The organism is Streptomyces aurantiacus JA 4570 (assembly GCF_000414115.1).
In the GTDB taxonomy this organism is placed as follows: Bacteria; Actinomycetota; Actinomycetes; order Streptomycetales; family Streptomycetaceae; genus Streptomyces; species Streptomyces aurantiacus_A.
Window position 1 is genome coordinate 1 of sequence record NZ_AOPZ01000005.1, and the last position, 26,349, is coordinate 26,349.

The window sequence follows — 26,349 nt, forward strand, 5'->3', positions numbered from 1 at the left end:
TTCCGCTGGTACTGGATCAAAGCATTCGGCGTGTGCATGGAAGACGACCCTTTCCCCTTCCACGTCCTCTACGACCTCGTCAGGGAGCAGCGCCATGGCCTGCCGCCACTGCGCCGGACACACGCCTGTCCGCCTGTACGCCTACCCCGCCGGTAACCCTCGCGCCGAACTCCTGGCCGCGCACCGTGCCGACGAAGCCCGCGCCACAGCGCCCGGACCGGTCCACGTCCACTACGACGCCATCCACGACACCTTCGCCGTCATCCGCACCGACACCACCGTCAATCACCCCTGAAGGAGCACCACACATGATCACCCCGCCCACGCCCCTGGACTTAGTCCTGGGAGCCGACCAGGCCCGCGCGTTCATCTACGCCCGCGCCCACGAGCTGACCCACCTGGACCTCCTGCCCGAACCGGTCGCCCTCCAGCTCACCGTCCACCGCATCCTGCACAGCGACCCGATCGCGCTGGCGGAGCCCGGCCAGGTGTGGACGCTGCGTGCGGACACCGACCCCGATGACGCTCCCGCGCACCGGCTGGCCATCCACGCCCGGCTCGGCTGCCCGCCGCGCGTGCTGGTCACCGACCCCGATGACTCCACCGGCGAGGTGGACGAACTCCTCATCGAGGTCCTGGAGATGTACCGGCTCGCCACCTGGCAGCTCTGCGTCGCCAGCACCGATGGGAGGACCGCGTGAGCACCTGGGGGAACGGTCCGATGCTGGCGCTGGATGTGGAGACCACCGGGACCGACCCGGAAACCGCCCGGATCGTGGCCGCCGCCGTCGTCGCCGTCGGCGGCACCGAACCCGACACCACGGCATGGCTGCTAGACCCTGGCACCGAAGTGCCGGCGGAAGCCGCCGCGATCCACGGGATCACCACCGAACAGGCCCAAGCCGACGGGCGCGCACCGGGCGAAACACTCCCCGAGATCGTCAGCGCCCTCGCGCAGGCACTGTCCGAGGGGTGTCCACTGGTGGTCTTCCGCGCGCCCTACGCACTGACCGTGCTGGCCCGCGAGTGCGCACGCCACGACGTGCCGTTCCTGGACGGGGACGTGGCACCGGTCATCGACCCGGCCGTGCTCGACAAGCAGGCGGAGCGCTACCGGCGCGGACGGCGCACCCTACCCGCCCTGTGCGAGCACTACCGCGTACGCCATGACGGCCCCAACGACCCCGTCCAGGACGCGTTAGCCGCGGCCCGGCTGACCTGGCGCCTGCCCCGCGTTCACCCCCGGTTCGCTGCAATCCCGCTGGTCGACCTTCACCTCCGTCAGCGGGCATGGGCAGCAGAACAGGCCGCGGGCCTGCAAGCGCATCTGCGCCGCACCGACCCCGCCGCCACCGTCACGGCCGACTGGCCCCTCATCCCGCCCAACCTTGCGGAGCAGAGCGGTGTTTGAGATCCGGGTCATCTGCGACGACCACGACGCGGACACCATCATCCGCGCCCTGGGGGAAGCCTTCCGCACCGGAGAGGCGCGCACCTACCCCACCCGCGACGGCATGCGCACCCGCCTGTACCTCACCGCCGACCTGGCACGCCCCGCAGACGGCAAGCCGGACGACACCTAGCCAAAGCCAAGGGCGGCCCCCTCATCTCGCCAAAGATCCGGGGCCGCCCTCGTTCCACCGCACAACTCAACAGTGGAGGTCCCAGGATGACCCAAGACACCCGTGCCGTGCTGCTTCAGGCAGCATTACAAGCCGCCGCCCGCGGCTGGCACGTCTTCCCCCTGCGCCCCGGCACCAAGCGCCCCGCCCTGCACGGCGAGACCTCGTGCCCCCGCACCGGCCCGTGCGCCACCACCCACGTCAAGTGGGAACAGCGCGCGACCCGCGACCCCGACCGCATCCGCGCCGCATGGACCCGCGCCCCGTACAACGTCGGCGTGGCCTGCGGACCGTCCGGGCTGCTCGTCGTCGACCTCGACATGCCCAAGACCAGGGGCAGTTCGGACGCGCCTTGCGGCGCGGCGACCTTTGAGGCGCTCTGCGAGCGCGCCGCACACGCCGTCCCCGACACCTACCGGGTGCGGACCGCGAGCGGCGGGATGCACCTGTACTTCACCGCCCCGCCTGACGTACGGCTGACCAACACCGCAGGAACCATCGGCGAGTTGGTCGACACCCGAGCATGGGGAGGCTACGTCGTCGCTGCGGGCAGCATCGTCGACGCCGGGCCGTACGAAACCGTGAGCGGCTCTGTGGCGGCGCCGCTGCCCGAATGGCTACAAAACATCCTGAAACCGGCCTCCGCGCGCCCTGCGGGGCCGCTGCGGCTTCCCGCGGTCGACGGCAGCCGCGCGGCCCTGGCCGCGCTGGAAGCCGAGTGCGCCATTGTCGCGACGGCGCCGGACAAGCAGCGCAACACCACGCTCAACCGCTGCGCCTTCAAGGTGGGGCGCTTCGTGGCGTGGGGCGACCTCCCCCGGCACGTGGCTGAAGCGGCCTTCCAAGGGGCGGGGGAGGCCCGGGGACTCACGCCGGCCGAGTGCCGCGCCACGATCCGCAGCGCCCTGGACAGCTCCATCCGCAAGGCCCGCCCCCGGGAGGCAGCATGAACGCCCCCGCCCGCTCCCCCTTGGAAGGCCAACCGGCCGCGAACCGAGGATGGGTCGCCGAACTCGCCTCGCCCGCACCGGCCGTGGGCGCCCCGAAGGGCGTCGCCGAAGGCGTCCTTTCAGCTCTTCGCCCTGACCCGCACATCGGAGACGGCCGGTACCCCATCGCGTGGCTGCACATCGTCGCGCCGCGCGGCGCCGTGCCCACGGCTACCTCGCGGTGCGCGTGCGGACGCGACCGCAGCGCCGTCGGCCATCGCAAGGTGCTCGCCCTCATCGACGACCACACCGCCCACGGTGGCCAATGCCCCCTTCGCACTCCTCAGGAAGGGAGGAACGCCGTATGACCAGCACCAACCCGGACGCGCCGTCCATCGACGGGGCCGCGCTGCTCGACGAGGTCGAAGCGTTCCACCGCCGCTTCAACGTCTTCCCCACCGAAGCTGCCTACGTCGCCGTAACGCTGTGGGACGCCCACGCCCACCTGATCGATGCGTTCGACGGCACTGCCCGCCTCGCCTTCCTTTCCCCCGAACCGGGGTCGGGCAAGTCCCGCGCGCTGGAGATCGTGGAAACCCTCACCCCACGCGCGGCCACCACCGTCAACGCCTCCGCCAACGCGCTCTTCCGGCTCGTAGAGGCCGACGGAGGAACCCCCACGCTCCTGTTCGACGAGATCGACACCGTCTTCGGCCCCAAAGCCGGAGGCAACGAAGAGGTGCGAGGGTTCCTGAACTCCGGCTACCGGCGCGGCGGGAAGTCCCTGCGCTGCGTCGGCGACGGCTCCAACCAGAACGCGGAATGGTTCTCCTCGTTCTGCGCCGTCGCCATGGCCGGACTCGGCTCGCTGCCCGACACGATCCTGACCCGCTCCGTCATCATCCGCATGCGCAAGCGCGCCCCCAACGAGAAGGTCGAGCCCTACCGGCGCCGCTCCCACGAGAAGCAAGGCCATGCCCTGCGCGAGAAGCTCGCCGACTGGTCCGCCACCGTGCACGACCAGGTCGCCGAAGCGTGGCCGGAGATGCCCGAGGGCGTCTCCGACCGTCCCGCCGACGTATGGGAGCCGCTCCTTGCGGTCGCGGACGCGGCCGGCGGGCACTGGCCCGAGAGAGCCCGCGCGGCCTGCGTCGCTCTCATCAAGGCCGCGCAGGAAGGCGACGAAGCCTCCCTCGGGGTGCGGCTGTTGACCGACCTGCGCGACTGCGTGTTCTGCGGCGCGGACCGGATGCCCACCGCCGCCATCCTGGAAGTCCTCCTTGGACTGGACGACGCGCCGTGGGCCGACCTGAGTGACGACGGACAGCACAGCAAGCCGCTCACCGCCCGCGGCCTGTCCAAGCTCCTGAGCCAGTACGTCCGACCCGACAACACCCCCATCCGGCCCCGCGGTATCCGCGTCGGCAGCGGAACCCCGAAGGGGTACTACGCGGAGGACCTCAGCGACGCGTGGGCCCGCTACTGCCCCCCTCCCCCCGAAAAGTCCGCAACAGCCGCAACAGCCGCAACACTGCAGGTCAGCGAGGGTGAATCTGTGGCGGAAGGCCCGTCCGAGAGCCGCCACATGTTCGCGGAAACCGACACACGCCCGCTGCGCAGCGTCGGCTGACCAACCACACCCGATAGGTGCCGCCGCGCCCGCGCGTGGCGGCACCTATCCGCAACACAATCACGATCCGCCACAGATTCAAGCCGCTGACCAGCGATGTTGCGGCGTGGCGGATGTTGCGGATTCCCCACAAGCCCTAAAGACACCTGCCGAGGAGGCATCCCGGATGAGCTCCGTCACGTCCTCCGTAGCCCCCCTGCTCTACAGGCCCGAAGAGGCCGCGACCGTGCTTGGGATCGGTCGCTCGATGGTCTACGAGGAGATCCGCCTTGGGCGACTCCAGACGGTCCGAATAGGCCGACGACGGCTTGTTCCGCCCGAGTACGTCGCGGCGTACGTCGAACTTCTCAAGCGTGAGGCCGAAACCGCCGCCTGATCCCGAGATCTAAGCGGGGCCGCACCCGCCACGGGTGCGGCCCCGCTCATTGCCCACGGAAGGTACGAACGCATGACCGGGACACCTGCGAGGCGAAGCAGAGCAGGGCACGGTGACGACTCGATCTACTGGGACAAGTCCAAGAACAGGTACATCGGCGCGGTATCGCTGGGATACACCCCGTCCGGCAGCCGCAAGCGTCCGAAGGTGTCGGGCAAGACCAAGACCGAAGTGCGCCGGAAGCTGCGCGAGCTGCGGAAGGAACTGGCCCGCGGGGCAAGAGCGCCGGCCAGCTACACGGTTACCCAAGCCGTGAACGACTGGCTTTCCCAGGGGCTCAAGGGGAAGGAAGCCACGAGCATCGGCACGTACCGGAGCCTGGCGGACAACCACATCATTCCGTATCTGGGTGTGGCCAAGCTGAAGGATCTTGAAGCTGATGATGTCGACGAGTGGTTGGAGGGCCGGGCGGAGGTGCTCGCGACCCGGTCCTTGAGGATGGTGCGTTCGATCCTGCGGCGGTCCATCGCTCACGCACAGAGACGCGGCAGAGCCGTACGCAACGTGGCTGATCTGGTCGACTTACCGGAAGGCCGACCTGGCCGACCGAGCAAATCCCTTTCCCTCGAGCAGGGGGAGGCGGTCCTGCGTGCCATGGAAGGGACTTGGATCCACACCTACGTGGTGCTGTCCCTCCTGGTGGGAGTCCGGCCAGAGGAAGCGCGAGCCCTCACCTGGAGACACATCCACTTCGCAGAGTCGACGGAGGGCAAGCCGCACGTGGACGTTTGGCGCTCTGTGCGCCGGCATGGTGACACCAAGACGCATAAGAGCCGTCGCTCGCTGGCCATGCCGCGGCAGGCCGCTCTCGTGATGAAGGCGCATAAAGCCCGACAGCAGGCTGATTGCCGGGCGGCGGGCAAGGTGTGGACGGACGATCGACTCGTCTTCCCCACGGCGACCGGGAAACGACGCGATGCCACCGACGTACGGCGGAACTTCCGGGTGCTCCTGGATGCAGCCGGCATCGAGAACCCGGGGGAGTGGACCACACGGGAGCTCCGGACGAGCTTCGTGTCCCTGCTCTCCGACCACGGCATTCCGATTGAAGTCATCGCACGTCTGGTCGGCCACAGCGGCAGCGTGACGACCGAGAGGGTCTATCGCAAGCAACTGCGGCCAGTGATCTCCGATGGGGCGGAGGCTATGGACGACATTTTCGGCGACGACGAGACGGAGGGAGAGGGAGCCTCCGAACACGACTGATTCGAGCGCAGGGCTCCCCGTTTGGCTCCCGGAGCCTGGGGGAGCCCTGCGCCGCATCACCGTGACGTGCAGGGACCGTTGACCGGTACAAACCGCCCCGTTTATCGGATTGGTAAAAATCGTCCAGCACGTCTGTTGTCAGGGACCGCACAGACGGAAGTATCCCCGTACCGAGCGAACGACCGAATCGATGTGCGGGAGGCCCCACTTGAGTCGTACCCCGATGACCACGCGGACCAGACGGACGGTGACGTTCGGGTCCGCGGGCACACTCGTCGCGGCGACGCTGATAGCGGGGGCGCTCGCCGCGCCGTCCGCGAGCGCCGACGCCCAGTCCGGCCAGGGCCGTGCCCATGCCGCGGCCGCCAAGGACCGTGAAGCGGCGGGTGCGGCCGTCGCCGCCCGGCGCGCCGCGAAGAAGGGCATCGACTGGAAGGACTGTCCCGAGGACTGGGGCATCGCCAAGCCCATCCAGTGCGGCTGGGTCACCGTCCCGCTCGACTACGCCAAGCCGAACGGCAAGCAGATCAAGCTCGCGGTGGACCGGATCGGCAACACCGGGAGCAAGGAGGAGCGGCAGGGGGCGCTGCTGTACAACCCCGGCGGACCCGGTGCCTCCGGCCTCCGCTTCCCCACGCGCGTCACCAGCAAGAACAAGCTGTGGGAGAAGACCGCCAAGGCATACGACTTCGTGGGCTTCGAGCCGCGCGGCGTCGGCCACTCCGCGCCCATCTCCTGCGTCGACCCGCAGGAGTTCGTGAAGGCGCCCAAGCTCGACCCGGTCCCCGACTCCGAGGCCGACAAGCGCGCCCAGCGCAAGCTCGCCGCCGAGTACGCGGAGGGGTGCAAGGAGCGCAGCGGTGCGATGTTGCCGCACATGACTACGCCCAACACCGCCCGTGACCTGGACGTCATCCGGGCCGCGCTCGGTGAGAAGAAGCTCAACTTCCTGGGTGTGTCGTACGGGACCTACCTCGGTGCCGTGTACGCCACGCTCTACCCGTCGCACGTGCGCCGCATGGTCTTCGACTCCGTCGTCAACCCCTCGACGGAGAAGATCTGGTACGAGGCCAACCTCGACCAGGACGTCGCCTTCGAGGTCCGGTTGAAGGACTGGATGGAGTGGGTCGCCAAGTACGACGCAACCTTCCACCTCGGCGACACGTACAAGGAGGTGCGCGCGCAGTGGGAGAAGCTGCGGGCGACGGCCAAGAAGAACCCCTTGAACGGTGTCGTCGGACCGGCCGAGCTCGTCTCGTACTTCCAGAACGCGCCGTACTACGACTCCACGTGGGTCTCCATCGCCACCAACTGGAGCAAGTACGTCGCCGGTGACCCGAAGCCGCTGATCGAGGCCGCGAGCCCCGACATGTCCGACATCGCCGGCAACAAGTCGTCGGAGAACGGCAACGCCGTCTACACCGCCGTCGAGTGCGCCGATGCCAAGTGGCCCACCAGCTGGAAGAAGTGGGACCGGGACAACACCCGGATCCACAAGGACCACCCGTTCATGACCTGGGCCAACGCCTGGATGAACCTGCCGTGCGCGACCTGGCCGAGCAAGCAGCACAAGCCCGTCGAGGTCAAGACCGGCAAGGGCCTGCCGCCCACGCTGATCGCCCAGGCCACGCGGGACGCCGCCACGCCGTACCCGGGCGGGGTCGAGCTGCACAAGCGGCTCAAGGGCTCCCGTCTGATCACGGAGAAGGACGCCGGTTCGCACGGCATCACCAACCTGGCGAACCCCTGCCTCAACGAGCGCGTCGACACCTACCTGCTCACCGGCAAGGTGGACAGCCGCGACGTGACGTGCGCACCGCACGCCACGCCCAAGCCGTAACCACGGTCAGGGCCGAGCCGTAGTCACGGTCAGGGCCGAGCCGTAATCACGGCCACACCCAAGCCGTAACCACGGCCGGCAGCCACCACGCAGCTACTGGGAGATCGTCTCCAGCCTCGGCTGGGCGATCTCCCGGTAGTCCGCGGTCCGCAGCGCCAGCGAGCGGTCGAGGCGTGCCGCGTTGAAGAACAGCTCCTCGTGCGCCAGCAGGGCCGGATCCACGACGAGTTCCAGCTCCGGGTCGAAGGAGAACGGCAGAATCGTGCCGCTCACGCTCCCCGAGAGCCGCTCCGCCACCTCCTGCGTGGCGAAACCCGCGTACACCCCGCCGAGCAGGGCCTTGACCGCGTTCAGGTCCACCCGCCGGTCGCCGGGCACGACCGCGAGGACGTACCGCTTCGTCTTCTTGTCCAGCTTCACCATCACCACGATGCACTTGGCGGCCTGCGCGAGTCCGTGGCCGCGCAGTGCGCTCACCGCCTCCGTGGCGCCCTCCGGAGCGTGCTCGATGACGCGGTACCCCGCGCCCCTCTCCTCCAGCAGTCCGATGAGCTTCGTGTACTGGGCGTGCTCGGTCACCTCTGGCCTCCGGCCGTGCCAACCAGGCGTCCCCGCCCGGTAGTCGAACAGTCCGATGGCTGGATCATAAGCGCGCGCCGGGAACGCCTCGCCGCACGGGAGGCACACGCGTCAGCTCAGCGGCATCCTCGGGAACTTCCGCTCCGGTAAGGAGCGGCCGCTGTCCGAGGCCCGCTCCGCCGCCTCCTCCGCCTTCACCACGGCGGCGTACTTGTCCACGTACTCCTGGCCGGACAGGCCGAGGATCGCGTACATGATCTCGTCCGTCACGGCCCGCAGGACCGCCTTCTCGCCGTCCATGCCCGCATAGCGCGAGAACTCCAGCGGTTCGCCGAAGCGGATGGTCACGCGCCGGAAGCGCGGTACGACCTTTCCGGGCGGCTGGGCCTCGAAGGTGCCGATCATCGCGCACGGCACCACCGGCACGTGCGCCCGCAGTGCCATCGCGGCGACGCCGACCTTGCCCTTGTACAGGCGGCCGTCGTGCGAGCGGGTGCCTTCGGGGTAGATGCCGAGCAGCTCGCCCTTGCGCAGCACGCCGAGGCCCTCGCGGATCGCGGCCTGGCCCGCCTCCTTGCCGGAGCGGTCCACCGGGATCTGCCCGGCGCTGCGGAAGAACGCGGCGGTGAGCCGGCCCCTGATGCCGGGGCCGGTGAAGTACTCGGCCTTCGCCAGGAACGTGATGCGCCGCCTGATGATGGCCGGCATCAGGAAGTGGTCGGAGAACGACAGGTGGTTCCCGGCGACGATGGCCGCTCCGTGCTCCGGAATGTGCTCCAGGCCCTCGATCCTTGGCCGGAACATCAGCCGGAGCAGCGGCCCGAGGATCACGTACTTGAGCAGTAGATAGAACATGCGGGCGCCGCCTTCCCCCAGGGGTGGTGCCGACGCACAGTAGTCAATCGTCCGCGCATGCGCGAGAGCCCGTTCGGGTCTTGTGGATCGTGCGGTGCGCGGTCGGTGGGGTGCCGGCCGTGCGTCCGTGCGGGGGTGCGACAGGCCCCGTACGGGGGAGCGACCGGCGTGGCGGCTTGCCGGGCGGGGTGCCGCGAGGTGCTCTGACCGGTGCCCGACGTTCCTGACGCCACCGTCCGTGCCCGGCGTCCGTCGCTGCTCCCGGAGGTCCCATGCGCTCGCTCACCGTCACCTCGGCCGCCCTGATCGCGCTCGCCGCGGCCGCCGCGCCCGTCGCGGCGGCGCCCGGTACCGACGCGCCGTCCCGCCAGCGCGGTGTCTTCCTGACCGTCTCGGGCGACGAGAACACCTGGATCCGGGGCGTCGTGCTGCGGTGCGTGCCCGAGCCGGGCGGCCATCACCCGCACGCGGCGCGCGCCTGCGCCGAGCTGGACGCGGCGGGCGGCGACTTCGACAAGCTGGCGCGCGAGGGCAGCCTGTGCACCAGGGAGTACTCGCCGGTCACCGTGAGCGCGACCGGGGAGTTCCGGGGCAAGCCGGTGACGTGGCGCAAGACGTACGGCAACGCGTGCGAGCTGGAGTCGGGGACCGGGCACGTCTTCCGCTTCTGAGGGCGTTTCCGAGGGCGTTTGTGAGAGCGCTCCTCGGGGCGTTGCCGAGGCCGTACGGCCTGCCCCTCACGTCGTCCGCGCGAACACCATCGCCACCGTGAGCAGCCCCAGCACCACCCAGCCGAACCACAGCCAGCCGTTGCTCCCGAGCGCCACCGTGTAGGCGGTCACCATCACGAGCCCCCCGATGGTGAAAGCCCCCATCGTCTTCGTAGAACCAGGCATCGCCCTGCCTCCTCAAACGCAGGTCGGGCGGTCGGCTGGCGCCGGCGCCGTGACCATGGCCTGAGGCCATCCTCACCCGTGATGCGGCCTTGCCGCTAGCGTCCGCGCGCCGCCAGTGAGGCCAGATAGGCGTTGTACGCCTCCAGCTCCTTGTCCCCGTCGCGGTCGGCGGCACGGTCCTTGCGGCGGCCTTCCCGCTGGTCGGAGCGGTACCACTGGAAGAGCAGGGCGAGCAGCACGAGCACCGAGGGGATCTCGCTGAAGGCCCAGGCGATGCCGCCGGCCGCGTTCTGGTCGGCGAGCGCCTCGACGCCGAGCGAGGCCGGGGGGTTCTTGTACGTGTCGATCATGGGCTCGGACGCCATCATCAGGGCGATGCCGAAGAAGGCGTGGAACGGCATGCCGGCGAAGAGCTCCAGCATCCGCATCAGGTAGCCGGGGCGGTGGGGGCCCGGGTCCACGCCCATGATCGGCCAGAAGAACACCAGGCCGACGGCGAGGAAGTGCACCATCATGCCGATGTGCCCGGCCTTGGAGCCCATCAGGGTGTCGAACAGCGGCGTGAAGTACAGCGCGTACAGGCTCGCGATGAACAGCGGGATGGTGAACGCGGGGTGCGTGATGATCCGTACGTACCTGCTGTGCAGCAGCGCCAGGAGCAGCTCGCGCGGGCCCTTGCGGCCGCGGCCCGCGACCGGCAGCGCGCGCAGCGCCAGCGTGATCGGGGCGCCCATGAGCAGCAGGATCGGCGAGAGCATGCTGATGATCATGTGCTGCACCATGTGCACGCTGAACAGGACCATGCCGTAGTCGTTCAGCTTCGTGCACATCACGAGCAGGATCGTCAGGACGCCGACGACGAACGAGACGGTGCGGCCGACCGGCCACTTGTCGCCGCGCCGCACCAGCCGCACGACCCCCCATCCGTAGAGGGCGAGGGCCACCAGGCAGCCAATGAGAAAGAAGGGGTCGGCCGAGGGCTCGAGCCCGCGCCCCAGCGTGAACGGCGGCAGATCCATGTTCATGCCATGCATGCCGTGCCCGCTGTGATCCATCCGCTGGCTCCTGTTTCGTGCAGATTGTGCGCTGTGTGTCCGCACCAGAGTAGAACCGCCCCCGGACGCGTTTGCGACCGGGGGCGGTTCGGGGTCCCTGAGGGCGCCGGAGTGCTACAGCACACACTCCGCTTCCTCGTACCGCTCCTCGGGCACGGTCTTCAGCGTCTCGACGGCCTCGGCGAGGGGCACCATGACGATGTCCGTGCCGCGCAGCGCCGTCATCCGGCCGAACTCGCCGCGGTGCACGGCCTCCACGGCGTGCCAGCCGAAGCGGGTCGCGAGGACGCGGTCGTACGCGGTGGGGGTGCCGCCGCGCTGCACATGGCCGAGGATCACCGGGCGGGCCTCCTTGCCGAGGCGCTGCTCCAGTTCGAGGGAGAGCTGGCGGGCGATGCCGGCGAAGCGCTCGTGGCCGTAGACGTCCTTCACGCCCTCGTCGAACGCCATGCTGCCCTCGCGGGGCTTGGCGCCCTCGGCGGCCACGACGATGGCGAACTTCTTGCCTGCCTCGAACCGCTCGCCGACCTTCTTCGCCAACTCCTCGATGTCGAAGGGCCGTTCGGGTACGACGATGGCGTGCGCGCCGGCCGCCATGCCGGAGTGCAGCGCGATCCAGCCGGTGTGCCGGCCCATGACCTCGACGATCAGGACGCGCTGGTGCGACTCGGCGGTGGTCTTCAGACGGTCGAGGGCCTCGGTGGCGACGCCGACGGCCGTGTCGAAGCCGAAGGTCACATCCGTGACCGCGATGTCGTTGTCGATGGTCTTGGGCACGCCGACGATGGGCAGCCCCGCGTCCGACAGGAGACGGGCGGCCTTGAGCGTGCCCTCGCCGCCGATCGGGATGATCGCGTCGAGGCCGAGCTCGGCCACGTGACCCCTGGCACGTTCGACGCCGTCACGCAGGTGGGCGGGCTGCACCCGCGAGGAGCCGAGGATCGTGCCGCCGCGCGCCAGAATGCCGCCCACCGCGTCCAGGTCCAGCTTGCGGTAGTCGCATTCGAGCAGGCCCTTCCAGCCGTCGTGGAAGCCGATGACCTCGTCGCCGTGGTCGACGACGGCACGGTGGACGACCGAACGGATGACGGCGTTCAGGCCGGGGCAGTCGCCGCCGGAAGTCAGGACACCAATGCGCATAGCCCGGAATACCTTCGCTACGTGGGCCGAATCCCGGACCACGTCGTCCGGCTGGATCAGCAGTCACCCTACCGGCGCGAGGTCCCTCTCCGTAGAGTCCGCCCACCCACTGGACACCGGCTCGGGGCGGGCTGGATTCCAGCCCGCCCGGCGCTCGCGGCGCTACGCCGGCTGCTGCTGCGCGGCGGCGATCCGCTCCCCGCGCAGCGCGTCGTACCACCGGTCGTCCGTGGGTGGCAGCGCGTTCACATCGAGGGCCAGCTTCAGCAGCAGGTCGGCGATGAGGGGGTTACGGGCAAGGACGGGCCCGTGCATGTACGTACCGAAGACCGTGCCGTTGTAGGCGCCTTCGGTGCCGTCCCCCGTGCCGTTGCCCTTGCCGAGGCGGACCCGGGCGAAGGGGCGGGCGCCGGGGCCGACGTGCGTGATTCCCTGGTGGTTCTCGAAGCCGGTGAGTTCGGGCAGGCCGAGCTGCGGGTCGATGTCCGCGAGCACGTCGCCGACGCAGCGCTCGCCCTCGCCGCGTGTGGACACCACGTCGAGCAGGCCGAGGCCGGGCTCGCGCTGGCCGAGGTCGTTGATGAACTCGTTGCCGAGGATCTGGTAGCCCGCGCACACCGAGAAGACGATGGCGCCGTTGCCCACGGCCCGCTGCAGACCGCCGTCACGGCGCAGCCGCTCGGACGCCAGGCGCTGCGGGCGGTCCTCGCCGCCGCCGATCAGGTAGATGTCGCCGGAGGTGGGCACCGGCTGGTCGCTGCGGACGTCGTACCGCTCGACCTGGAGGCCGCGCTGGTGGGCGCGGCGCTCGACGACGAGGGCGTTGCCCTGGTCTCCGTACGTGCTCAGCAGGTCCGGGTAGACCCACACCAGCCGCAGGCTGTTGTCGCTCATGCTCATTGGTCCCTACGAAGGTCTCGAAGTGCGGGGGAGTCCGGGGCCTCAGTTGCCGACGCGGCGGCGCAGGTCCTGGAACGCGGTGTAGTTCGCGATCGTCTCGATGCGGCCGGGCGGGGCGATCTGCACGGCCTCGTCGAGGCTCTCGCACACGCGGAAGTCGAGGCCCGCGACCTCCAGGCGGACGGCGAGGTCCAGCTTGCGGTCGCCGAGCACGAAGATCGGGTGACCGGCGAGGCGGGTGTAGTCGACGTCCCACAGCCAGGAGGTGTCGGTGCCGTCCGCGCCGCGGGCGTTCACCGAGAGGATCACCGGGGTGGTCGGCGGGTCGATGAGCGAAAACGTTTCGAGCCAGCCCGCCGGGTTCTTCGCGAGCAGCAGGCGCAGGTCGCGCCCCTGGAACTGCACGACGTCATAGCGCCCGGCGACCGCCTGCACCTGATACATCCGCTCCAAAGCGACCTGCGGGGGCACCCCGAAGACGGCGGCCACGGCGGCGGAGGAGGCGGCGTTCGCCTTGTTCGCCCGGCCGGGGAGCTGGAGGTGGATCGGCCAGGCCGAGCCGTGCGGGTCGAGCACATAGTCCCCGGACAGGGCCCAGCTCGGCGCGGGCCTGCGGAAGCCGCACTCGCCGCAGAACCAGTCGTCGCCGGGGCGCTGCATCACGCCGCCGCACGCCGGGCACGACCAGGCGTCGTCCTTCCACTCCTGGCCCGCGGCCACCCACACCACGTTCGGCGAGGAGGAGGCGGCCCACACGACCAGCGGGTCGTCGGCGTTGGCGATGACGACGGCCTTGGACCCCGCCAGGCCCTCGCGCCACTTCTCGGCGAGCATGCGGGTCTCGGCGGCGCGGTCGAGCTGGTCGCGCGAGAGGTTGAGCAGCGCGATCGCCTTGGGGGAGACGTCGCGGGCGACACCCGCGAGGTACTTCTCGTCGACCTCGATCACGCCGAACCGGGCGTCGGAGCCGCCCGCGAGCGCGGAGGTGATGCCGGCAGGCATGTTCGCGCCGAGCGCGTTGGAGACGACCGGGCCGCTGGCGCCCAGGGCCTCGGCGATCAGCCGCGTCGTGGTCGTCTTGCCGTTCGTGGCCGAGACGAGCACCACGTCCAGGTGCGTGGCGAGCCGGCCCAGAAGCTCTGGGTCGAGCCTGAGGGCCACCTTGCCGCCGATCACCGAACCGCTGCCGCGGCCCGCCGCGCGCGACACCGCCGCGGCCGCCTTGCCCGCCGTCACGGCCAGCTTGGCCCGCGGCGACAGCGGGTCCGTGTTGCCTGCCATCAGTCTGGATCCTCCTTGCGTACGGCGCCGCGCCTGCCCGGCATCGTGTCGGGCCAGCCTATCGAGATCGACTGACAAGCCCGAATCACGGCACCTGTCAGCCCCTGTCAGCCCCTGTCAGCGGCGCGGCAGTCCCTTGACCGTACTCTTGCCGCCATGCGACACGGCTCGATCCCGGGCGCCTCAGGGCGCGTACGACCCCTGACCCTGCTCGGCGACCCCGTGCTGCACACCCCCTGTGCGGAGGTGACCGACTTCGGCCCGCAACTGGCCGCGCTCATCGAGGACATGTACGCCACGATGTACGCGGCGCAGGGCGTGGGCCTGGCCGCGAATCAGATCGGTGTGGGCCTGCGGGTGTTCGTCTACGACTGCCCGGACGACGAGGACGTGCGTCACCTCGGGCACCTGGTGAACCCGCGCCTGGTGGACGTGGACGGGGTGAGCGTGCGCGGCCCCGAAGGGTGTCTGTCGCTGCCGGGCCTGGAGGCGGCGACCCCGCGCTTCGACCACGCCGTCCTGGAGGGCGTCACGCTGCGCGGGGAGCCGGTGCGGGTGCACGGCACCGGGTTCTTCGCCCGCTGCCTCCAGCACGAGTACGACCACCTGGAGGGCGGGGTGTACACCGACCACGTCACCGGGTGGCGGCGCCGCCGGGTGCTGCGTCAGGCGGCGCGGGCGCCCTGGGCCACGACGGCCTGAGAGCCCGTCGTCGAACCCCGTCCGGGGCCTGCCTCGGCAGCCGGACCTCGGCAGCCGGACCTCAGAAGCCGGGCCCGCCCACCCGGTTGCCCGCCGCCGCGAGCCGTCCCCACAGCAGGTCGGCCAGGCTGCGCACCAACTCGGCGCGGGAACAGGGCCGTTCGCCGAGCCACCAGTCGCCGGCCGCGTGCATCATGCCGACGATGCCGTGGCCCCACACCCGCGCGAGCTGGGTGCTCTCCGGGCCGAGGTCGACCCGCTCCTCGATGACCTCGGCCAGCTCCTCGCCGAGCCGGCGCAGCAGGGGAACGGAGTGCAGGCCGACGTCGAAGCCGCCCTCGCCGCTCTGGTCGCCGGTCGGGCCCGCCTCCGACGGATGCATCAGGAAGCGGTAGACCTGGGGACGGGCCTCGATCGCCGCGAGGTAGGTGTCGAGCGTGGACTCCACGCGCTCCCTGCGCTCGGCGGGGGCGTCCAGGGCCGCGCGGAGCGAGGCGAGCAGGGCGTCGGTGTGCCGCTTGGCGAGGGCCGCGTACAGCCCTCCCTTGTCGCCGAAGTGCCGGTAGAGAATGGGCTTGGTGATGCCCGCCTCGGCGGCGATGGCGTTCATCGAGGCGCCGGGTCCTTCGCGGAGCACGACGCGGTCGGCCGCCTCGAGCAGTTCGCGCCGCCGTTGCTCGGCGGACCGTTGCTGATCGGTCCGCTGCGTGGTCTCCATGAAGTGCTCTCTCCGCCCGATGCGATTGGCTGCCGCACGCGCAACGTAACACTCACGCGGGGGTGCGCATCGAACGGGCTGCCGGGAGTTGACATCGGCTACCGGCCAGTAACAGACTCCAGTTACCGGAAGTAACGTAGCAGGGTTCCGCAGTCCTGGAGGGGTCATGGCCGAGTTCACCATGGAGCTCAACGACGAGCAGAAGGAGGTCCGGGACTGGCTCCACGGATTCGCCGCCGACGTGATCCGCCCGGCCGCGGCGGAGTGGGACGAGCGCGAGGAGACGCCCTGGCCGGTGATCCAGGAGGCGGCGAAGGTCGGGATCTACTCCCTGGACTTCTACGCCCAGCAGTTCTTCGACCCCACCGGGCTCGGCATCCCGATGGCCATGGAGGAACTGTTCTGGGGCGACGCGGGCATAGCCCTGTCCATAGTCGGCACCGGCCTGGCGGCGGTGGGCGTCCTCGCCAACGGCACCGAGGAGCAGATCGGCACCTGGATCCCGCAGATGTACGGCGACGTGAACGACGTGAAGGTCGCCGCCTTCTGTTCGTCCGAGCCGGACGCGGGCTCCGACGTGGCCTCCATGCGGACCCGCGCCGTCTACGACGAGGCCAAGGACGAGTGGGTCCTCAACGGCACCAAGACCTGGGCGACCAACGGCGGCATCGCGGGCGTCCACGTCGTCGTCGCGGTCGTCGACCCCGATCTCGGCTCCAAGGGCCACGCGTCCTTCATCGTGCCGCCGGACACCCCTGGCCTGTCCCAGGGGCAGAAGTTCAAGAAGCACGGCATCCGCGCCTCGCACACCGCCGAGGTCGTCCTGGAGGACGTGCGCGTCCCCGGCTCCTGCCTGCTCGGCGGCAAGGACAAGCTGGACGAGCGCCTGGCACGCGCGCGTGAGCGCGCCAAGACCGGTGGCGAGCGCCTGAAGAACGCCGCGATGGCGACGTTCGAGGCGTCCCGCCCGGCGGTCGGCGCGATGGCGGTGGGCACGGCCCGCGCGGCGTACGAAGAGGCCCTGGAGTACGCCAAGACGCGTACGCAGTTCGGCCGCCCCATCATCGACAACCAGGGGGTGGCCTTCCAGCTGGCCGACATGCGTACGCAGATCGACGCGGCCCGGCTGCTCGTGTGGCGCGCCTCCTGGATGGCCACCACGGGCAAGAAGTTCGAGTCCGCCGAGGGCTCGATGTCCAAGCTGTTCGCCAGCGAGACCGCCAAGAAGGTCACCGCCCAGGCGATCCAGATCCTCGGCGGCAACGGCTACACCCGCGAGTACCCGGTGGAGCGCATGCACCGGGACGCCGCGATCTACACCATCTTCGAGGGCACCAGCGAGATCCAGCGCCTGGTGATCGCCCGTACGCTCTCGGGGCTGCCGATCCGCTGAACCGCGCCGGTGCGTACGGGGCTCACACGAGCTTGTCCTTGTACGCGATGTTGCAGCGCCGCGCGCCCTCGGCGCCGGACGCGAAGCCGAAGGTCAGGCGGGCGCTGTAGCCGCCGGGCCCGGCCGCGTCCGGCACGAGCATGATGTTCATGCCCTCCGGCTCACGGAACGTCAGACTCTTCAGGGCGCGCGTCAACGCCCGCTCGGTGGCTCCGGTGTTGAGGTCGACGCGGGTGATGTACGTGTTGCCGGTGTCGTCGGTGTTCCCGGGGCCGCCGTTCTTGTACGCCTCGCCCTCGTACAGGTACAGGTACGAGCCGTACAGACAGAAGCCCTGGGCCACCGGCGGCTTGTACAGGCCCGCGCGGTGCGCCAGGGGTGCGCCCAGGGGCGCCGCGACGGCCGCGTCCAGGTCCCACACGGCGCACTGCAGATCGCTGCCCCGGTTGAAGCGGACCAGGAGCCGGCGGTGGTGCATGTCGACGACCGGGCGCGGCGCGGAGAGCGTCGCGCCCGTGCCGGGCAGCTTCGCCGGATCGGGTGTGCGGTCCTTGAAGTTCATCGCCGTGCGGTCGGCCGCGCTGTCCCAGTGGAAGCTGCGCGGCGGCTGACTCGCGGGCGGGCCCAGGTACTTGATGCGGCACACCTTCGTGCCGAAGCCGGTCTTGCCGTCCGGCGCCTCGGAGGCGTACTCGATCCACAGGTAGGGCGGCGCGCCCGCGGCGGTCGGCTCGACGCCGATCTGCGCGCCGTGCCCGAACCCGCGCAGATACATGCGCCCGATCATCGTGCCGCCGTCCGCGCTCAGCTTGGTGATCGCGATGTCGCCCTCTTTGAGGCGGGTCGCGTACGGCACGCCGTCGTCCGGGTTGTACATGACCTGCGCGACGTACCAGTGCTTGTTGAGGTGGTCGTAGCCCGCGCACTGCATGACCGTCGGGCACCACGTGGGCTGGTGCATGAACACCGGGTCCGAGGAGTCGGCGAGGTCGAAGGCGCGGGAGGCGGGGAGGGCGAGCGGCTGGGCGGCGCGGGCGGTGCCGAGGCCGGCGCCGGCGAGGGCGGCGGTCGCGACGGCGGTGCCGCCGAGGCGGATGAGGTCCCTGCGGGTGACGTGTTCCCCCATGATGTGCCCTTTCCGGTACGGAAGTCGGACGCGCGTGGGACAGGTGACGGAGGTGATGGTAGGGGCGGCCGACGCGCTCTGGTAGACGCCATGGTCATGCCATTACCGTGGACGCTCGCGTCCCCCTGCCGAGGAGTGCCGATGCGCAGACGTCCCCTGACCTGGCTGATTCCCGTCCTCGCCACCGCCGCCGCGGTCACCGTGACCGCGGTCGTAGTCCCCGACGGAGCGGGCCGGGATCCGGACGGCCGCACGGCGCCCGCCGCTCACGGGGAGCGGCCCGCCGGGAAGGGCAGGCCCGACGCGCGGGACGTGGTGCTCGCCGTGCACGGCGGGGCCGGTACCGCGCTCGACCGGGACAAGACCACTCCGGAGCGCGAGAAGGCGTACCGGGACGGGCTCGCCGACGCCATGAAGGCCGGGCGCAAGATCCTCGACAAGGGCGGCTCCAGCGTGGACGCCGTCCAGGCCGCCGTGCAGAAACTGGAGGACAACCCGCTGTTCAACGCGGGCAAGGGCGCCGTGTTCACCGCAGACGCGGGCCACGAACTGGACGCGTCGATCATGCGTGGCTCGGACCTGAGGGCGGGCGCGGTGGCGGGCGTGAAGAGCCTGCGCAACCCGATCGCGGGCGCCCGCGCGGTCATGGACAAGTCCCCGCACGTGCTGCTTTCGGGCGAGGGCGCCGACGACTTCGGCGCGCGTAACGGCCTGAAGACGGTCACCCAGGACTACTACTGGACGCAGGCCCGCTGGGACGCCCTGATGGCGGCCAAGGAGGCGGCGCGGGGCGGCAAGGGCGGCAAGGCGGGCGGGGACGGCAAGGGCGGCTCGGACGTCTCGGACGGCGAGAAGGCCGCCGTCGACTCGCCCGCGTCCGTCGCCGACGCGCAGTCCAAGGGCACGGTCGGCGCGGTCGCCGTGGACGGCGACCGCGACCTGGCGGCGGCCACCTCCACGGGCGGCATGACCAACAAGCTGCCCGGCCGCATCGGCGACTCGCCGCTGATCGGCTCGGGGACGTACGCGAAGAACAGCACGGTCGCCGCGAGCGCCACCGGGGCCGGCGAGGTCTTCATCCGGGGCGCGGCCACCTCCACGATCTCCAACCTCATGGAGTTCAAGGGGGCCGGCGTCGCGACCGCCGCGTACGAAGTGATCGTCGAGCGGCTGCCGGGGCTCGGCGGCGACGGCGGTGTCATCGCGCTCGCGCCGAACGGGGAGTTCGACGCGCCGCACAGCAGCCCGGGCATGCTGCACGGCTATCTCACGAAGGACGGCAAGATCGTCACGAAGATCTTCCCGGACGAGACGCCGCCGAATTCCTGACGACCGGGCGGCCGGACGCGCGGGCGCGTGGGCGGCCGGGGTCAGGGTCGGTACACGTACGGCGTCGTCTTCGCCAGCTCCGTGAAGCCGAGGCGGCCGAGGATGGGGCGGCTCTGGTCGGACGCGTCGACCTGGAGGTAGCGCACGCCACGGGCCTGGGCGAGGCGGGCGCGGTAGGCGATCAGCGAGCGGTACACGCCCCGGCCGCGCCACTGCGCCACCGTGCCGCCGCCCCACAGTCCGGCGAAGTCCGTGCCCGGCTGGAACTCCAGGCGCGCCGAGCTGACCGGTGTGTCACCGGCCAGGGCCACGACCGCGGCGACGGACTCCGGCGCCGTGGTGAGCTGGTCGAGGATCTGTCTGCCGAGCGCGCTGCCGTCCGTGCCGAATGCCTGCTCATGTACGTCGACCATGAGCCGCACGCCTTCCGCGTCCGTGACCGGGAGCAGCCGGACGCCCTCGGGCGGGGGCGCGTCCAGGGGCAGTTCGTCGACGGCGGCCACCATCAGCGTCTCGGCGGGCTCGGGCGCGAATCCGGCCGCGAGGAGGCGCCCGGGCAGGTCGGCGGGCAGATCGTGCGTGTACGCCTTCCACTCGAATTCCAGGCCGCGGGCGGTGAAGTGGCGTACCTGGGCGGCGATCGCCTCGTCCGCCGTGGTCTCGTCGAGCCCCGACCAGAGGACGCCGTTCCAGTCGTGCGCGGCGCCCACGCGCCGTACGACACCGCCCGCGCGCTCGATGAGCACGCCCGGCCCGTCCGGCCCGACCGTGTCCAGGTTCCGCCGTATCTGCCGGTCGTACGCCGCGAGCACCGTTGTGTGATCCATGCGGGTCACTTCAGCAGGGGGGTGCCGGTCGGGCAACGGAATTTCGCGGCGGCGCCCGCCCGTTGGCCGCCCGGGTCAGGCGTTCGCGCGCGGGGTGTCCTCGGGGTCCCGGTCCGCCGCCGGGCGGGGCTGTCCGCCCGCCGCCCGGGCGAGCGGCGGCAGGTGCAGCGATGTGGTGATCGCGGCGAGGCGCAGGGCGAGCACGAGTCCGGCCGAGGTGACCGTGGTCGCGGTCGGTGACGCTCCCGCGTGGTGCAGGCCGAGGTAGCACAGGGCGCCCGCCAGGGCCGCGGTCGCGTACACCTCCTCGCGCAGCAGCAGCGGCGGGAACTGGCCGCACAGCACATCGCGTACGACCTCGCCGGTCACGCCCGTGAGCACGGCGAGGATGACGACGGCGAGCGGCGTGACGTGCGCGTCGATGGCGGCCTGCGCGCCCATGACCGTCACCACGGACAGGCCGACCGCGTCCACCACCATCAGCGAGCGCTGCGGGAGTTCGCGGTGGCGCAGGTACAGCATCGTGGCCACGCCCGTGCAGGCGACGACCGTGAGCAGCACCCAGTCGTGCGTCCAGTACAGCGGGTGCCGGTCGAGGATGAGGTCGCGCAGGGTGCCGCCGGAGATGGAGGCGACGAAGGCGAGCACGAGCCCGCCGAACGGGTCCATCCGCGCGCGGTGCGCGGCGAGCACGCCACTGGCGGCGAAGGCGGCGATGCCGACGAGGTAGAGCGTGTGCATCATCAGCCGACCCCGCTTCCCGGAATGGCTCCACCCTCGGTGGTGGCCCCGCTTTCGACAGGGGTCGCATCTCCTTCGGCGGAAGCGGAAGGGGCGTCGGCGGCGCCATCGCTCGGGCGCACGTCCTGGTCGGCGCCCACGTCGCCCCTGTCGGCGCCCCATGGGACCGGCCGCCGCAGGACCACCAGGAATGCCGCCGACGCGACGGCGGCGATCGTCAGGGCGAGGACGTCGAGCCGCGGGTCCGCGCCGCCGTGCTGGGGCAACATCCGTCCAGGTTGACCGGGGCGTGCGGGGGCGCGCCATCGGTCACGTGGCCGGTTCGGGGTGGCCGAAAGGACGAAATCCGCCGTCCCGGGCGGTGCGGGACGGCAGCGGCGGGCGGCCGTCACCAGGTCTCGCACAAGCGCACGCAAACACCCGGCAAAGCCCTCCCGCACCGGGCCGCCGGTGCGGGAGGGTACGAGGGGCGCGGAGGCGCGGTCGCACGCGCGGGAGGACAGGCGCGGTCACACGCGTGGGAGCAATCGCTGAGGGGCGGCCCGGGCGCGGAGGTACCGCGGTCAGGCGTGCCGGCGGGCTCGGGCGTACGGCGGCCTCAGGCGTGCCGACGGTGTCAGGCGTGCCAGCGGCAGCGCACGGCCGCGGTCGTGAAGCCGGGCCCGAACGCGACGGTGTAGCCCCGCGCCCCGTCGGCGGGCGGTGCCGCGTGGGTGCGCTCCAGGACACGGAGGATGCTGACGCCGCCCAGGTTCCCCTCGTTGGCGAGGGTGTCCGTGGAGTGCCGCGCGTCCTCGGCACCGAGGCCGAGGGCGGCCGCGGTGTCGGAGATGATGCGCGGACTGCCCGGATGGATGACGGCGAACTCGGCGCTCCGCGGGCCTATCCACTCCAGGAGCTGCGGCAGCACGTCGTCGGCCGCGGTCAGCGCCTTGCGGGTGGAGTCGAAGTGGAACCCGTCCGCCGTGATCCGGCCGCGCTGGCGGTCGATGCTCCCCGGCAGGACGTATTCGTACGAGTCCTCGATCAGCAGCCCCGGGCCGAGAGGCTCGTCGGTGACGACGGCCGCGCCCGCGGAGTCGCCGAACAGGGCCTTGTAGATCATCGCCTCGATGCCGGTGTCGTTGTGGTGGTAGACGGAGGAGATCACCTCCGCCGCCACCACCAGGACCTTGCTGCCCGGCCGGGCGGCCACCAGGTCCGCCGCCCGGATCAGGGCCTGCGTGCCTCCCGGGCAGGCCAGCGTGGTCAGCGCGATCCGGCGCGCCGTGGGCCGCAGCCCGAGCCGGGCCATGAGATGGATGTCCAGGTTCGGCACCGACCAGCCGGTGGTGTGCGTGGTGACGATGGCATCGATGTCACCCGGGGCGAGGCCCGCCGCGTCGAGGGCGGCGGTGGCCGCCCGCTCCGCCATCACGACGGCGTCGTCGAAGGCGGCGGTGGCCCGCTCGTGGATGTCCGCCGTGCCGGCCACGGTCGGTGAGTCCAGGGGACGGGTGAAGTAACGGGTCTGGACGCCGCAGTTGCCGATGACACGCAGGAACGCGCCGAGCCGGGGGTGCTCGGCGTGGTGCTTGCGTATGTCGTCGGTGATGTCGGTGGTCGTGACCTTGTGATCACCGACAACAGTCTGGGGTCTGAGGACATAAGCGGACACGAGAAGGCTCCCACCGGCGCAGTCGTAATGTGGAGGGCAGACATAAGGAAACGTACTGCACCTCGTCGAACGCGCGTCCAGTCGTGCCGGTTCCGCTTGCGGAATCCCAAGTTGTGATCACGTGGCCCGGAGCATCGGTGCTCTGGAGTGCACCCGCTCCCTTCCGGGGTGGAACACAAGGATCATCATCCGGGCGCCCGGAGCGGTCAAGGGCTGGGCCGCGCACATGATGACCCAGCCCTCCCCCTTCTCCGAGTGCAGCAGGGGCCGCTCGTCGCCGTCGGGGTGGGGGTAGGGCTTGTCCGCGCCGTACAGCGGCGCGGCCACGGGGTCGGCGAGCACTTCCTTCTCTATCTGCCGCAGGGTCTCGTCCTCCGGGCGGGTGGCGAGGGCCGCGCGCAGCTGCGGCAGCAGCATGGGCGCCCAGGACGTGCCCCAGTCGAGCAGGATCTCGCGGGCGGCCGGGTCGAGGACCATCCAGCGCATGATGTTGGTCGGCACCTCGCGGCCGGGGAACACCGCGGCGCACGCCTCGTTGTAGGTGAGCATGTCCCACGAGGCGTCTGTGACGTACGCGATGTGCGAGACGCCGTTGACCGCCTCCCGCCAGATCCCCGGAACCTCCTTCCCCGAGGACAGATGCAGCGGCCCGGGAGGGTCCTGTAGCAGGGCATACCTGCACAAGGACACCCACTCCTGCTCATTCAGCCCGAACAGCCGGGCCACGTCGCGCAGGAGGGCGGCCGGGGGGTTCGGGTAGTTGCCGGACTCCAGGCGGTGGTAGGTGCCCAGGGTGCGGTGGAGGAGCTGGTCCACCTGGTGCTGGGAGAGGCCGGGAGCGCGGCGGCCCTGGCCCGTCGTGCGGACGAACCCGTGCGATTCGGGGGCGATGAGGGCGCGTCGTTCGCGGAGCAGAGCGCGCAGCGCCGTCTTGTTCATGGTGGGTAATCCCTCTTCGTACACGCCGAGTTGAGCGTCAGCAGTCTAAATATTCGCAACTTCTTTGGGCATAAACATTGCCTGAAGAAAACGATCAGTCGGTGCGGCATCATGGAGTACGCGAGACCACCGACCTGCAGGTTTGATCGTCGGTGGGCTCGTGGGCACAACTCAGGGGCGTCTTGTTCGAGCAGCGTGAAATTGGCTGAAATTCCTCGGCGTCGGACACCCCCTACGCCTACGGGGTCGCAGTCGGGCAGTGCGCGGGACCGGTTGTTCGTATTCCGATCTGTGTGGTCGGAAACTGAGCAGTGTGTACCTGCGCGGCAGTTACTGTCCGGTTCGGTTCCTGGGTTCACTGGCTGCGGCCGGTGCCGTCACTCGCCATTACGTAGCGGCCACGGTACCGGCCGCCCGTGCTGTTCCGGGCGCCGCGAGCGGCCGGGATCGACTCAAGAGGCCCGAGTCGTCGACCGGGCCGGAAGTTCCGTGCCCCGCCGCGCGTCCACTTGTCGCTCCGCGTCCGCGAGAATCTCCGTCACCCGAAGCCCGAAATGTACGTCGCACGGATGCCGCGCCCCGCCGCCCGCCGCGAGCGCCAACGCGTCGACCGCTGACCGGAACGCGTCGGTCGAGTCCCCCCACCCGCTCTCGCCCCACCCCGGCGGCGCGGCCGTCCCGGTCTCGCCGCGGAACTCCAGCGTCAGGCCCGAGGCCGCGTGCGGCGCCCGCAGTGTGAGCGTCGCGGTGCTCGACGCGCCGCCCGCGTGCCGCAGGATCAGATGGACGGCGTCGGCCGGGCCGGGCGCCGCCGTCACGGACGTGACCTCGCCGAGCACCGCCGTCAGGACGGCCAGCGCGTGCGGGCCGACGTCCCAGAGTCCACCCTTGTCGGCCCGCCACGGCGAGTCGAACGCGCCGGTGCCGTCCGCCGCGAAGAACGAGCTGTACCAGTCGGCCCGCGCCGTGAACCACGGCCCTTCCTGCGCCCGGTCCGTCAGCCACCGCGCCATGGGCGGGGCGAAGCGGAGCGTGAAGAACACGACCGACGCCACACCGGCCCGGTCCGCGGCCGCGGCGACGCGGCGCGCCGCCTCCGGCGAGGTGGCCACCGGCTTGTCGAGCAGCAGATGGCAGCCGGCCGCGGCGGCTCTCTCGGCCAGCGGCGCCTGGACGTCCGGCGGCACCGCGAAGGCGACCGCGTCACTCGCGGCGAACAGCGCGTCGACGTCCTCGTACGCGGTGGTGGCGTACGAGGACGCGAGCTCGGCAGCCGCCTTGGGGCGGCGCCCCCATATTCCGGACAGCGCGGCATCGGGGTGCGCGGCGAGCACCGGCGCGTGGGTCTGTGTCGCCCAGGGCCCCGTGCCGATCAGGCCCACTCGAAGTCTGGTCATGCGCGCAGTATGGCGGAGCGGACTGTGGCCGCAGTATGGGGCGGCAGGCCGCGCGGCGGGCCCCGGGGGCACGCAAAAGGGGAGGTCGCCTCCGGATGCCTTAGGTCTGGACCTTTTCTCTCCGCGGTTCTTCCAATGGTGTCTCCCGGCTGCTCTCCTATGCCCTGCGGGGGCAGAGAGGAAGAGGAGCGGACAGAACGGAACCCACCGTTCGCGTGGGGTGTCCAGATTTTCGACGCTCCGTCAACTCCCTTCCTGTGAATGGCAATTCATGGCCATGGCTGCGCACGGGGTGAATTCACATTCACTTGTGGCTGATAGTTGATGTCCGAAAGGGCCGGCGCGTTCGCGGGGGACCGGCGGTGCCGTGCCCGTCCGGCCGAGGGGACCGTGATCGGCGTCTCCATGTCCAGTCCGCCCGATTCGTGGTCCCCGCGGCGCCACGCCCCATACGCTCGGACCCGGCCGCCCAAGTGGGCCGCCACCGACGGAAAGTGACGCGATGACCAGCTCGACCCCGCACCCGGCGGCGTGTTCGCCGGGCCCCGCGCGCCGTGACGCCGAAGCGACGAAGGCCGCGATCGTGCGTGCCGCCCGCCATCTGCTCGCGCGGCACGCGCACACCGACATCACGCTCAAGGCGGTGGCCGAACGCGCCGGTGTGAGCCCGCCGTTGGTCCTGAAGTACTTCGGCAGCAAGGACGCGCTGTTCGCCCAGGTCCTGTCCTTCGAGGCGGACGCGGAGGCCGTGCTCGACGCGCCCCTGGAGGGGCTCGGCCGCCACATGGTCCAGCACCTGCTGACCAGCCAGGCCGAGCGCGGAGCCGACCCCATCCTGCGCATCGTGTACGCGCCGCTGCACCGCGAGCACGGCTACGTCCTGCGCTCCAACTTCCGTACGCAGGTGGTGCGCAGGCTCGGCGAGCGCCTGCCCGGACCGGACGCCGGGCTGCGCGCCGAGCTGGCCGTCGGGATGCTGCTCGGCCTCGGTGTGATGTACGGCATCGCGCGCGGCCCGCACGTGCGGTCGACGGCGATAGCCGAGATCACCGACCGCTACGCACCCGCCGTACAGGCATGTCTGACGCCACCGGAGTGACCTCGGCCCCAGCCCCAGCCCCGGCCGCGCCGCCGCCCGCCGCCGCCCCGCG

At 70.9% G+C, this 26,349-nt stretch carries 29 protein-coding genes; 14 read left to right on the top strand and 15 right to left on the bottom strand.

What is annotated here, in order from left to right:
* Nucleotides 1–94: 94 nt before the first annotated feature.
* From STRAU_RS00465 to STRAU_RS00505, 9 genes are all read left to right on the top strand, one after another.
* Complete coding sequence (locus STRAU_RS00465; RefSeq protein WP_016638227.1) at nt 95–295, top strand: hypothetical protein; 201 nt, start codon at nt 95–97, stop codon at nt 293–295.
* Between the two features lie 13 nt (nt 296–308).
* Entirely contained in the window at nt 309–701 is a 393-nt protein-coding gene (locus tag STRAU_RS00470) for a hypothetical protein (protein ID WP_016638228.1), read from the top strand.
* Nucleotides 698–1,411, top strand: coding sequence for an exonuclease domain-containing protein (locus STRAU_RS00475; protein WP_259299791.1), 714 nt, complete (start codon nt 698–700; stop codon nt 1,409–1,411). The genes STRAU_RS00470 and STRAU_RS00475 overlap by 4 nt, the downstream gene beginning before the upstream one ends.
* Nucleotides 1,404–1,583 carry a hypothetical protein gene (locus STRAU_RS00480; protein WP_016638230.1) on the top strand — a complete coding sequence of 60 codons (180 nt, stop codon included), beginning with the start codon at nt 1,404–1,406 and terminating at the stop codon, nt 1,581–1,583. The genes STRAU_RS00475 and STRAU_RS00480 overlap by 8 nt, the downstream gene beginning before the upstream one ends.
* 86 nt (nt 1,584–1,669) lie before the next feature.
* Complete coding sequence (locus STRAU_RS00485; RefSeq protein WP_016638231.1) at nt 1,670–2,572, top strand: bifunctional DNA primase/polymerase; 903 nt, start codon at nt 1,670–1,672, stop codon at nt 2,570–2,572.
* Nucleotides 2,573–2,915: 343 nt separating this feature from the next.
* Nucleotides 2,916–4,181, top strand: a complete 1,266-nt coding sequence (locus STRAU_RS00490; protein ID WP_016638233.1) for a DUF3631 domain-containing protein — start codon at nt 2,916–2,918, stop codon at nt 4,179–4,181.
* Nucleotides 4,182–4,347: 166 nt separating this feature from the next.
* Nucleotides 4,348–4,557: a helix-turn-helix domain-containing protein gene (locus tag STRAU_RS00495; RefSeq protein ID WP_037656813.1), complete on the top strand. Its 210-nt coding sequence runs from the start codon at nt 4,348–4,350 to the stop codon at nt 4,555–4,557.
* Nucleotides 4,558–4,629: 72 nt separating this feature from the next.
* Nucleotides 4,630–5,823 carry a site-specific integrase gene (locus STRAU_RS00500; RefSeq protein ID WP_016638234.1) on the top strand — a complete coding sequence of 398 codons (1,194 nt, stop codon included), beginning with the start codon at nt 4,630–4,632 and terminating at the stop codon, nt 5,821–5,823.
* A 223-nt stretch (nt 5,824–6,046) separates the two neighbouring features.
* Nucleotides 6,047–7,663 carry an alpha/beta hydrolase gene (locus tag STRAU_RS00505; RefSeq protein ID WP_016638235.1) on the top strand — a complete coding sequence of 539 codons (1,617 nt, stop codon included), beginning with the start codon at nt 6,047–6,049 and terminating at the stop codon, nt 7,661–7,663.
* Between the two features lie 93 nt (nt 7,664–7,756).
* On the opposite strand, the gene STRAU_RS00510 is transcribed toward STRAU_RS00505, so the two are convergent.
* Nucleotides 7,757–8,242, bottom strand: a complete 486-nt coding sequence (locus STRAU_RS00510) for a YbaK/EbsC family protein (protein WP_016638236.1) — start codon at nt 8,240–8,242, stop codon at nt 7,757–7,759.
* A 111-nt stretch (nt 8,243–8,353) separates the two neighbouring features.
* The gene (locus STRAU_RS00515; RefSeq protein ID WP_016638237.1) at nt 8,354–9,097 is read right to left on the bottom strand and encodes a lysophospholipid acyltransferase family protein; all 744 of its coding nucleotides are present in this window, start codon (nt 9,095–9,097) and stop codon (nt 8,354–8,356) included.
* A 272-nt stretch (nt 9,098–9,369) separates the two neighbouring features.
* Here STRAU_RS00515 and STRAU_RS00520 point away from each other — a divergent pair, with 272 nt between their 5' ends.
* The gene (locus tag STRAU_RS00520; RefSeq protein ID WP_016638238.1) at nt 9,370–9,768 is read left to right on the top strand and encodes a subtilase-type protease inhibitor; all 399 of its coding nucleotides are present in this window, start codon (nt 9,370–9,372) and stop codon (nt 9,766–9,768) included.
* Nucleotides 9,769–9,834: 66 nt separating this feature from the next.
* On the opposite strand, the gene STRAU_RS42810 is transcribed toward STRAU_RS00520, so the two are convergent.
* The 5 genes from STRAU_RS42810 to STRAU_RS00545 all read right to left on the bottom strand — a co-directional run bounded on the left by STRAU_RS42810 (nt 9,835) and on the right by STRAU_RS00545 (nt 14,369).
* Entirely contained in the window at nt 9,835–9,993 is a 159-nt protein-coding gene (locus tag STRAU_RS42810; protein WP_037656815.1) for a hypothetical protein, read from the bottom strand.
* A 95-nt stretch (nt 9,994–10,088) separates the two neighbouring features.
* Nucleotides 10,089–11,048: a cytochrome c oxidase assembly protein gene (locus STRAU_RS00530; protein ID WP_037656817.1), complete on the bottom strand. Its 960-nt coding sequence runs from the start codon at nt 11,046–11,048 to the stop codon at nt 10,089–10,091.
* A gap of 114 nt (nt 11,049–11,162) precedes the next feature.
* Nucleotides 11,163–12,188: a 6-phosphofructokinase gene (locus STRAU_RS00535; RefSeq protein WP_016638241.1), complete on the bottom strand. Its 1,026-nt coding sequence runs from the start codon at nt 12,186–12,188 to the stop codon at nt 11,163–11,165.
* 162 nt (nt 12,189–12,350) lie between these two features.
* Nucleotides 12,351–13,082: a type 1 glutamine amidotransferase gene (locus STRAU_RS00540; RefSeq protein ID WP_037656819.1), complete on the bottom strand. Its 732-nt coding sequence runs from the start codon at nt 13,080–13,082 to the stop codon at nt 12,351–12,353.
* Between the two features lie 48 nt (nt 13,083–13,130).
* Nucleotides 13,131–14,369 (bottom strand): Mur ligase family protein, encoded by a 1,239-nt coding sequence (locus STRAU_RS00545; protein ID WP_016638243.1) that lies wholly within the window; start codon nt 14,367–14,369, stop codon nt 13,131–13,133.
* Nucleotides 14,370–14,525: 156 nt separating this feature from the next.
* Here STRAU_RS00545 and def point away from each other — a divergent pair, with 156 nt between their 5' ends.
* Entirely contained in the window at nt 14,526–15,071 is a 546-nt protein-coding gene (gene def, locus STRAU_RS00550; RefSeq protein WP_016638244.1) for a peptide deformylase, read from the top strand.
* 61 nt (nt 15,072–15,132) lie between these two features.
* Here def and STRAU_RS00555 read toward each other — a convergent pair whose 3' ends face one another.
* A complete protein-coding gene (locus tag STRAU_RS00555) occupies nt 15,133–15,789 on the bottom strand; it encodes a TetR/AcrR family transcriptional regulator (protein WP_016638245.1) in 657 nt (218 codons plus the stop codon).
* Between the two features lie 166 nt (nt 15,790–15,955).
* On the opposite strand from STRAU_RS00555, the gene STRAU_RS00560 reads away from it, so the two are divergent.
* Complete coding sequence (locus tag STRAU_RS00560; protein ID WP_016638246.1) at nt 15,956–17,182, top strand: acyl-CoA dehydrogenase family protein; 1,227 nt, start codon at nt 15,956–15,958, stop codon at nt 17,180–17,182.
* Between the two features lie 22 nt (nt 17,183–17,204).
* On the opposite strand, the gene STRAU_RS42145 is transcribed toward STRAU_RS00560, so the two are convergent.
* A complete protein-coding gene (locus tag STRAU_RS42145) occupies nt 17,205–18,308 on the bottom strand; it encodes a hypothetical protein (RefSeq protein WP_016638247.1) in 1,104 nt (367 codons plus the stop codon).
* Between the two features lie 141 nt (nt 18,309–18,449).
* Here STRAU_RS42145 and STRAU_RS00570 point away from each other — a divergent pair, with 141 nt between their 5' ends.
* Entirely contained in the window at nt 18,450–19,637 is a 1,188-nt protein-coding gene (locus STRAU_RS00570; RefSeq protein ID WP_016638248.1) for an isoaspartyl peptidase/L-asparaginase family protein, read from the top strand.
* 41 nt (nt 19,638–19,678) lie between these two features.
* Here STRAU_RS00570 and STRAU_RS00575 read toward each other — a convergent pair whose 3' ends face one another.
* The 6 genes from STRAU_RS00575 to STRAU_RS00600 all read right to left on the bottom strand — a co-directional run bounded on the left by STRAU_RS00575 (nt 19,679) and on the right by STRAU_RS00600 (nt 25,198).
* Nucleotides 19,679–20,464: a GNAT family N-acetyltransferase gene (locus STRAU_RS00575; protein ID WP_037656820.1), complete on the bottom strand. Its 786-nt coding sequence runs from the start codon at nt 20,462–20,464 to the stop codon at nt 19,679–19,681.
* Nucleotides 20,465–20,539: 75 nt separating this feature from the next.
* A complete protein-coding gene (locus tag STRAU_RS00580; RefSeq protein WP_016638250.1) occupies nt 20,540–21,208 on the bottom strand; it encodes a trimeric intracellular cation channel family protein in 669 nt (222 codons plus the stop codon).
* On the bottom strand, nt 21,208–21,474 hold the full coding sequence (locus STRAU_RS00585) for a hypothetical protein (protein WP_016638251.1): 267 nt from the start codon (nt 21,472–21,474) through the stop codon (nt 21,208–21,210). Before STRAU_RS00585 ends, STRAU_RS00580 begins: the two co-directional genes overlap by 1 nt.
* A 347-nt stretch (nt 21,475–21,821) precedes the next feature.
* Complete coding sequence (locus tag STRAU_RS00590; protein WP_016638252.1) at nt 21,822–22,862, bottom strand: beta-ketoacyl-[acyl-carrier-protein] synthase family protein; 1,041 nt, start codon at nt 22,860–22,862, stop codon at nt 21,822–21,824.
* Between the two features lie 117 nt (nt 22,863–22,979).
* On the bottom strand, nt 22,980–23,801 hold the full coding sequence (locus tag STRAU_RS00595; RefSeq protein WP_016638253.1) for an MmyB family transcriptional regulator: 822 nt from the start codon (nt 23,799–23,801) through the stop codon (nt 22,980–22,982).
* Between the two features lie 452 nt (nt 23,802–24,253).
* Nucleotides 24,254–25,198, bottom strand: coding sequence for a Gfo/Idh/MocA family protein (locus tag STRAU_RS00600; protein WP_037656822.1), 945 nt, complete (start codon nt 25,196–25,198; stop codon nt 24,254–24,256).
* Between the two features lie 502 nt (nt 25,199–25,700).
* Between STRAU_RS00600 and STRAU_RS00605 the strand changes: the two genes are divergently transcribed.
* Entirely contained in the window at nt 25,701–26,297 is a 597-nt protein-coding gene (locus tag STRAU_RS00605) for a TetR/AcrR family transcriptional regulator (protein WP_016638255.1), read from the top strand.
* Nucleotides 26,298–26,349: the final 52 nt, after the last annotated feature.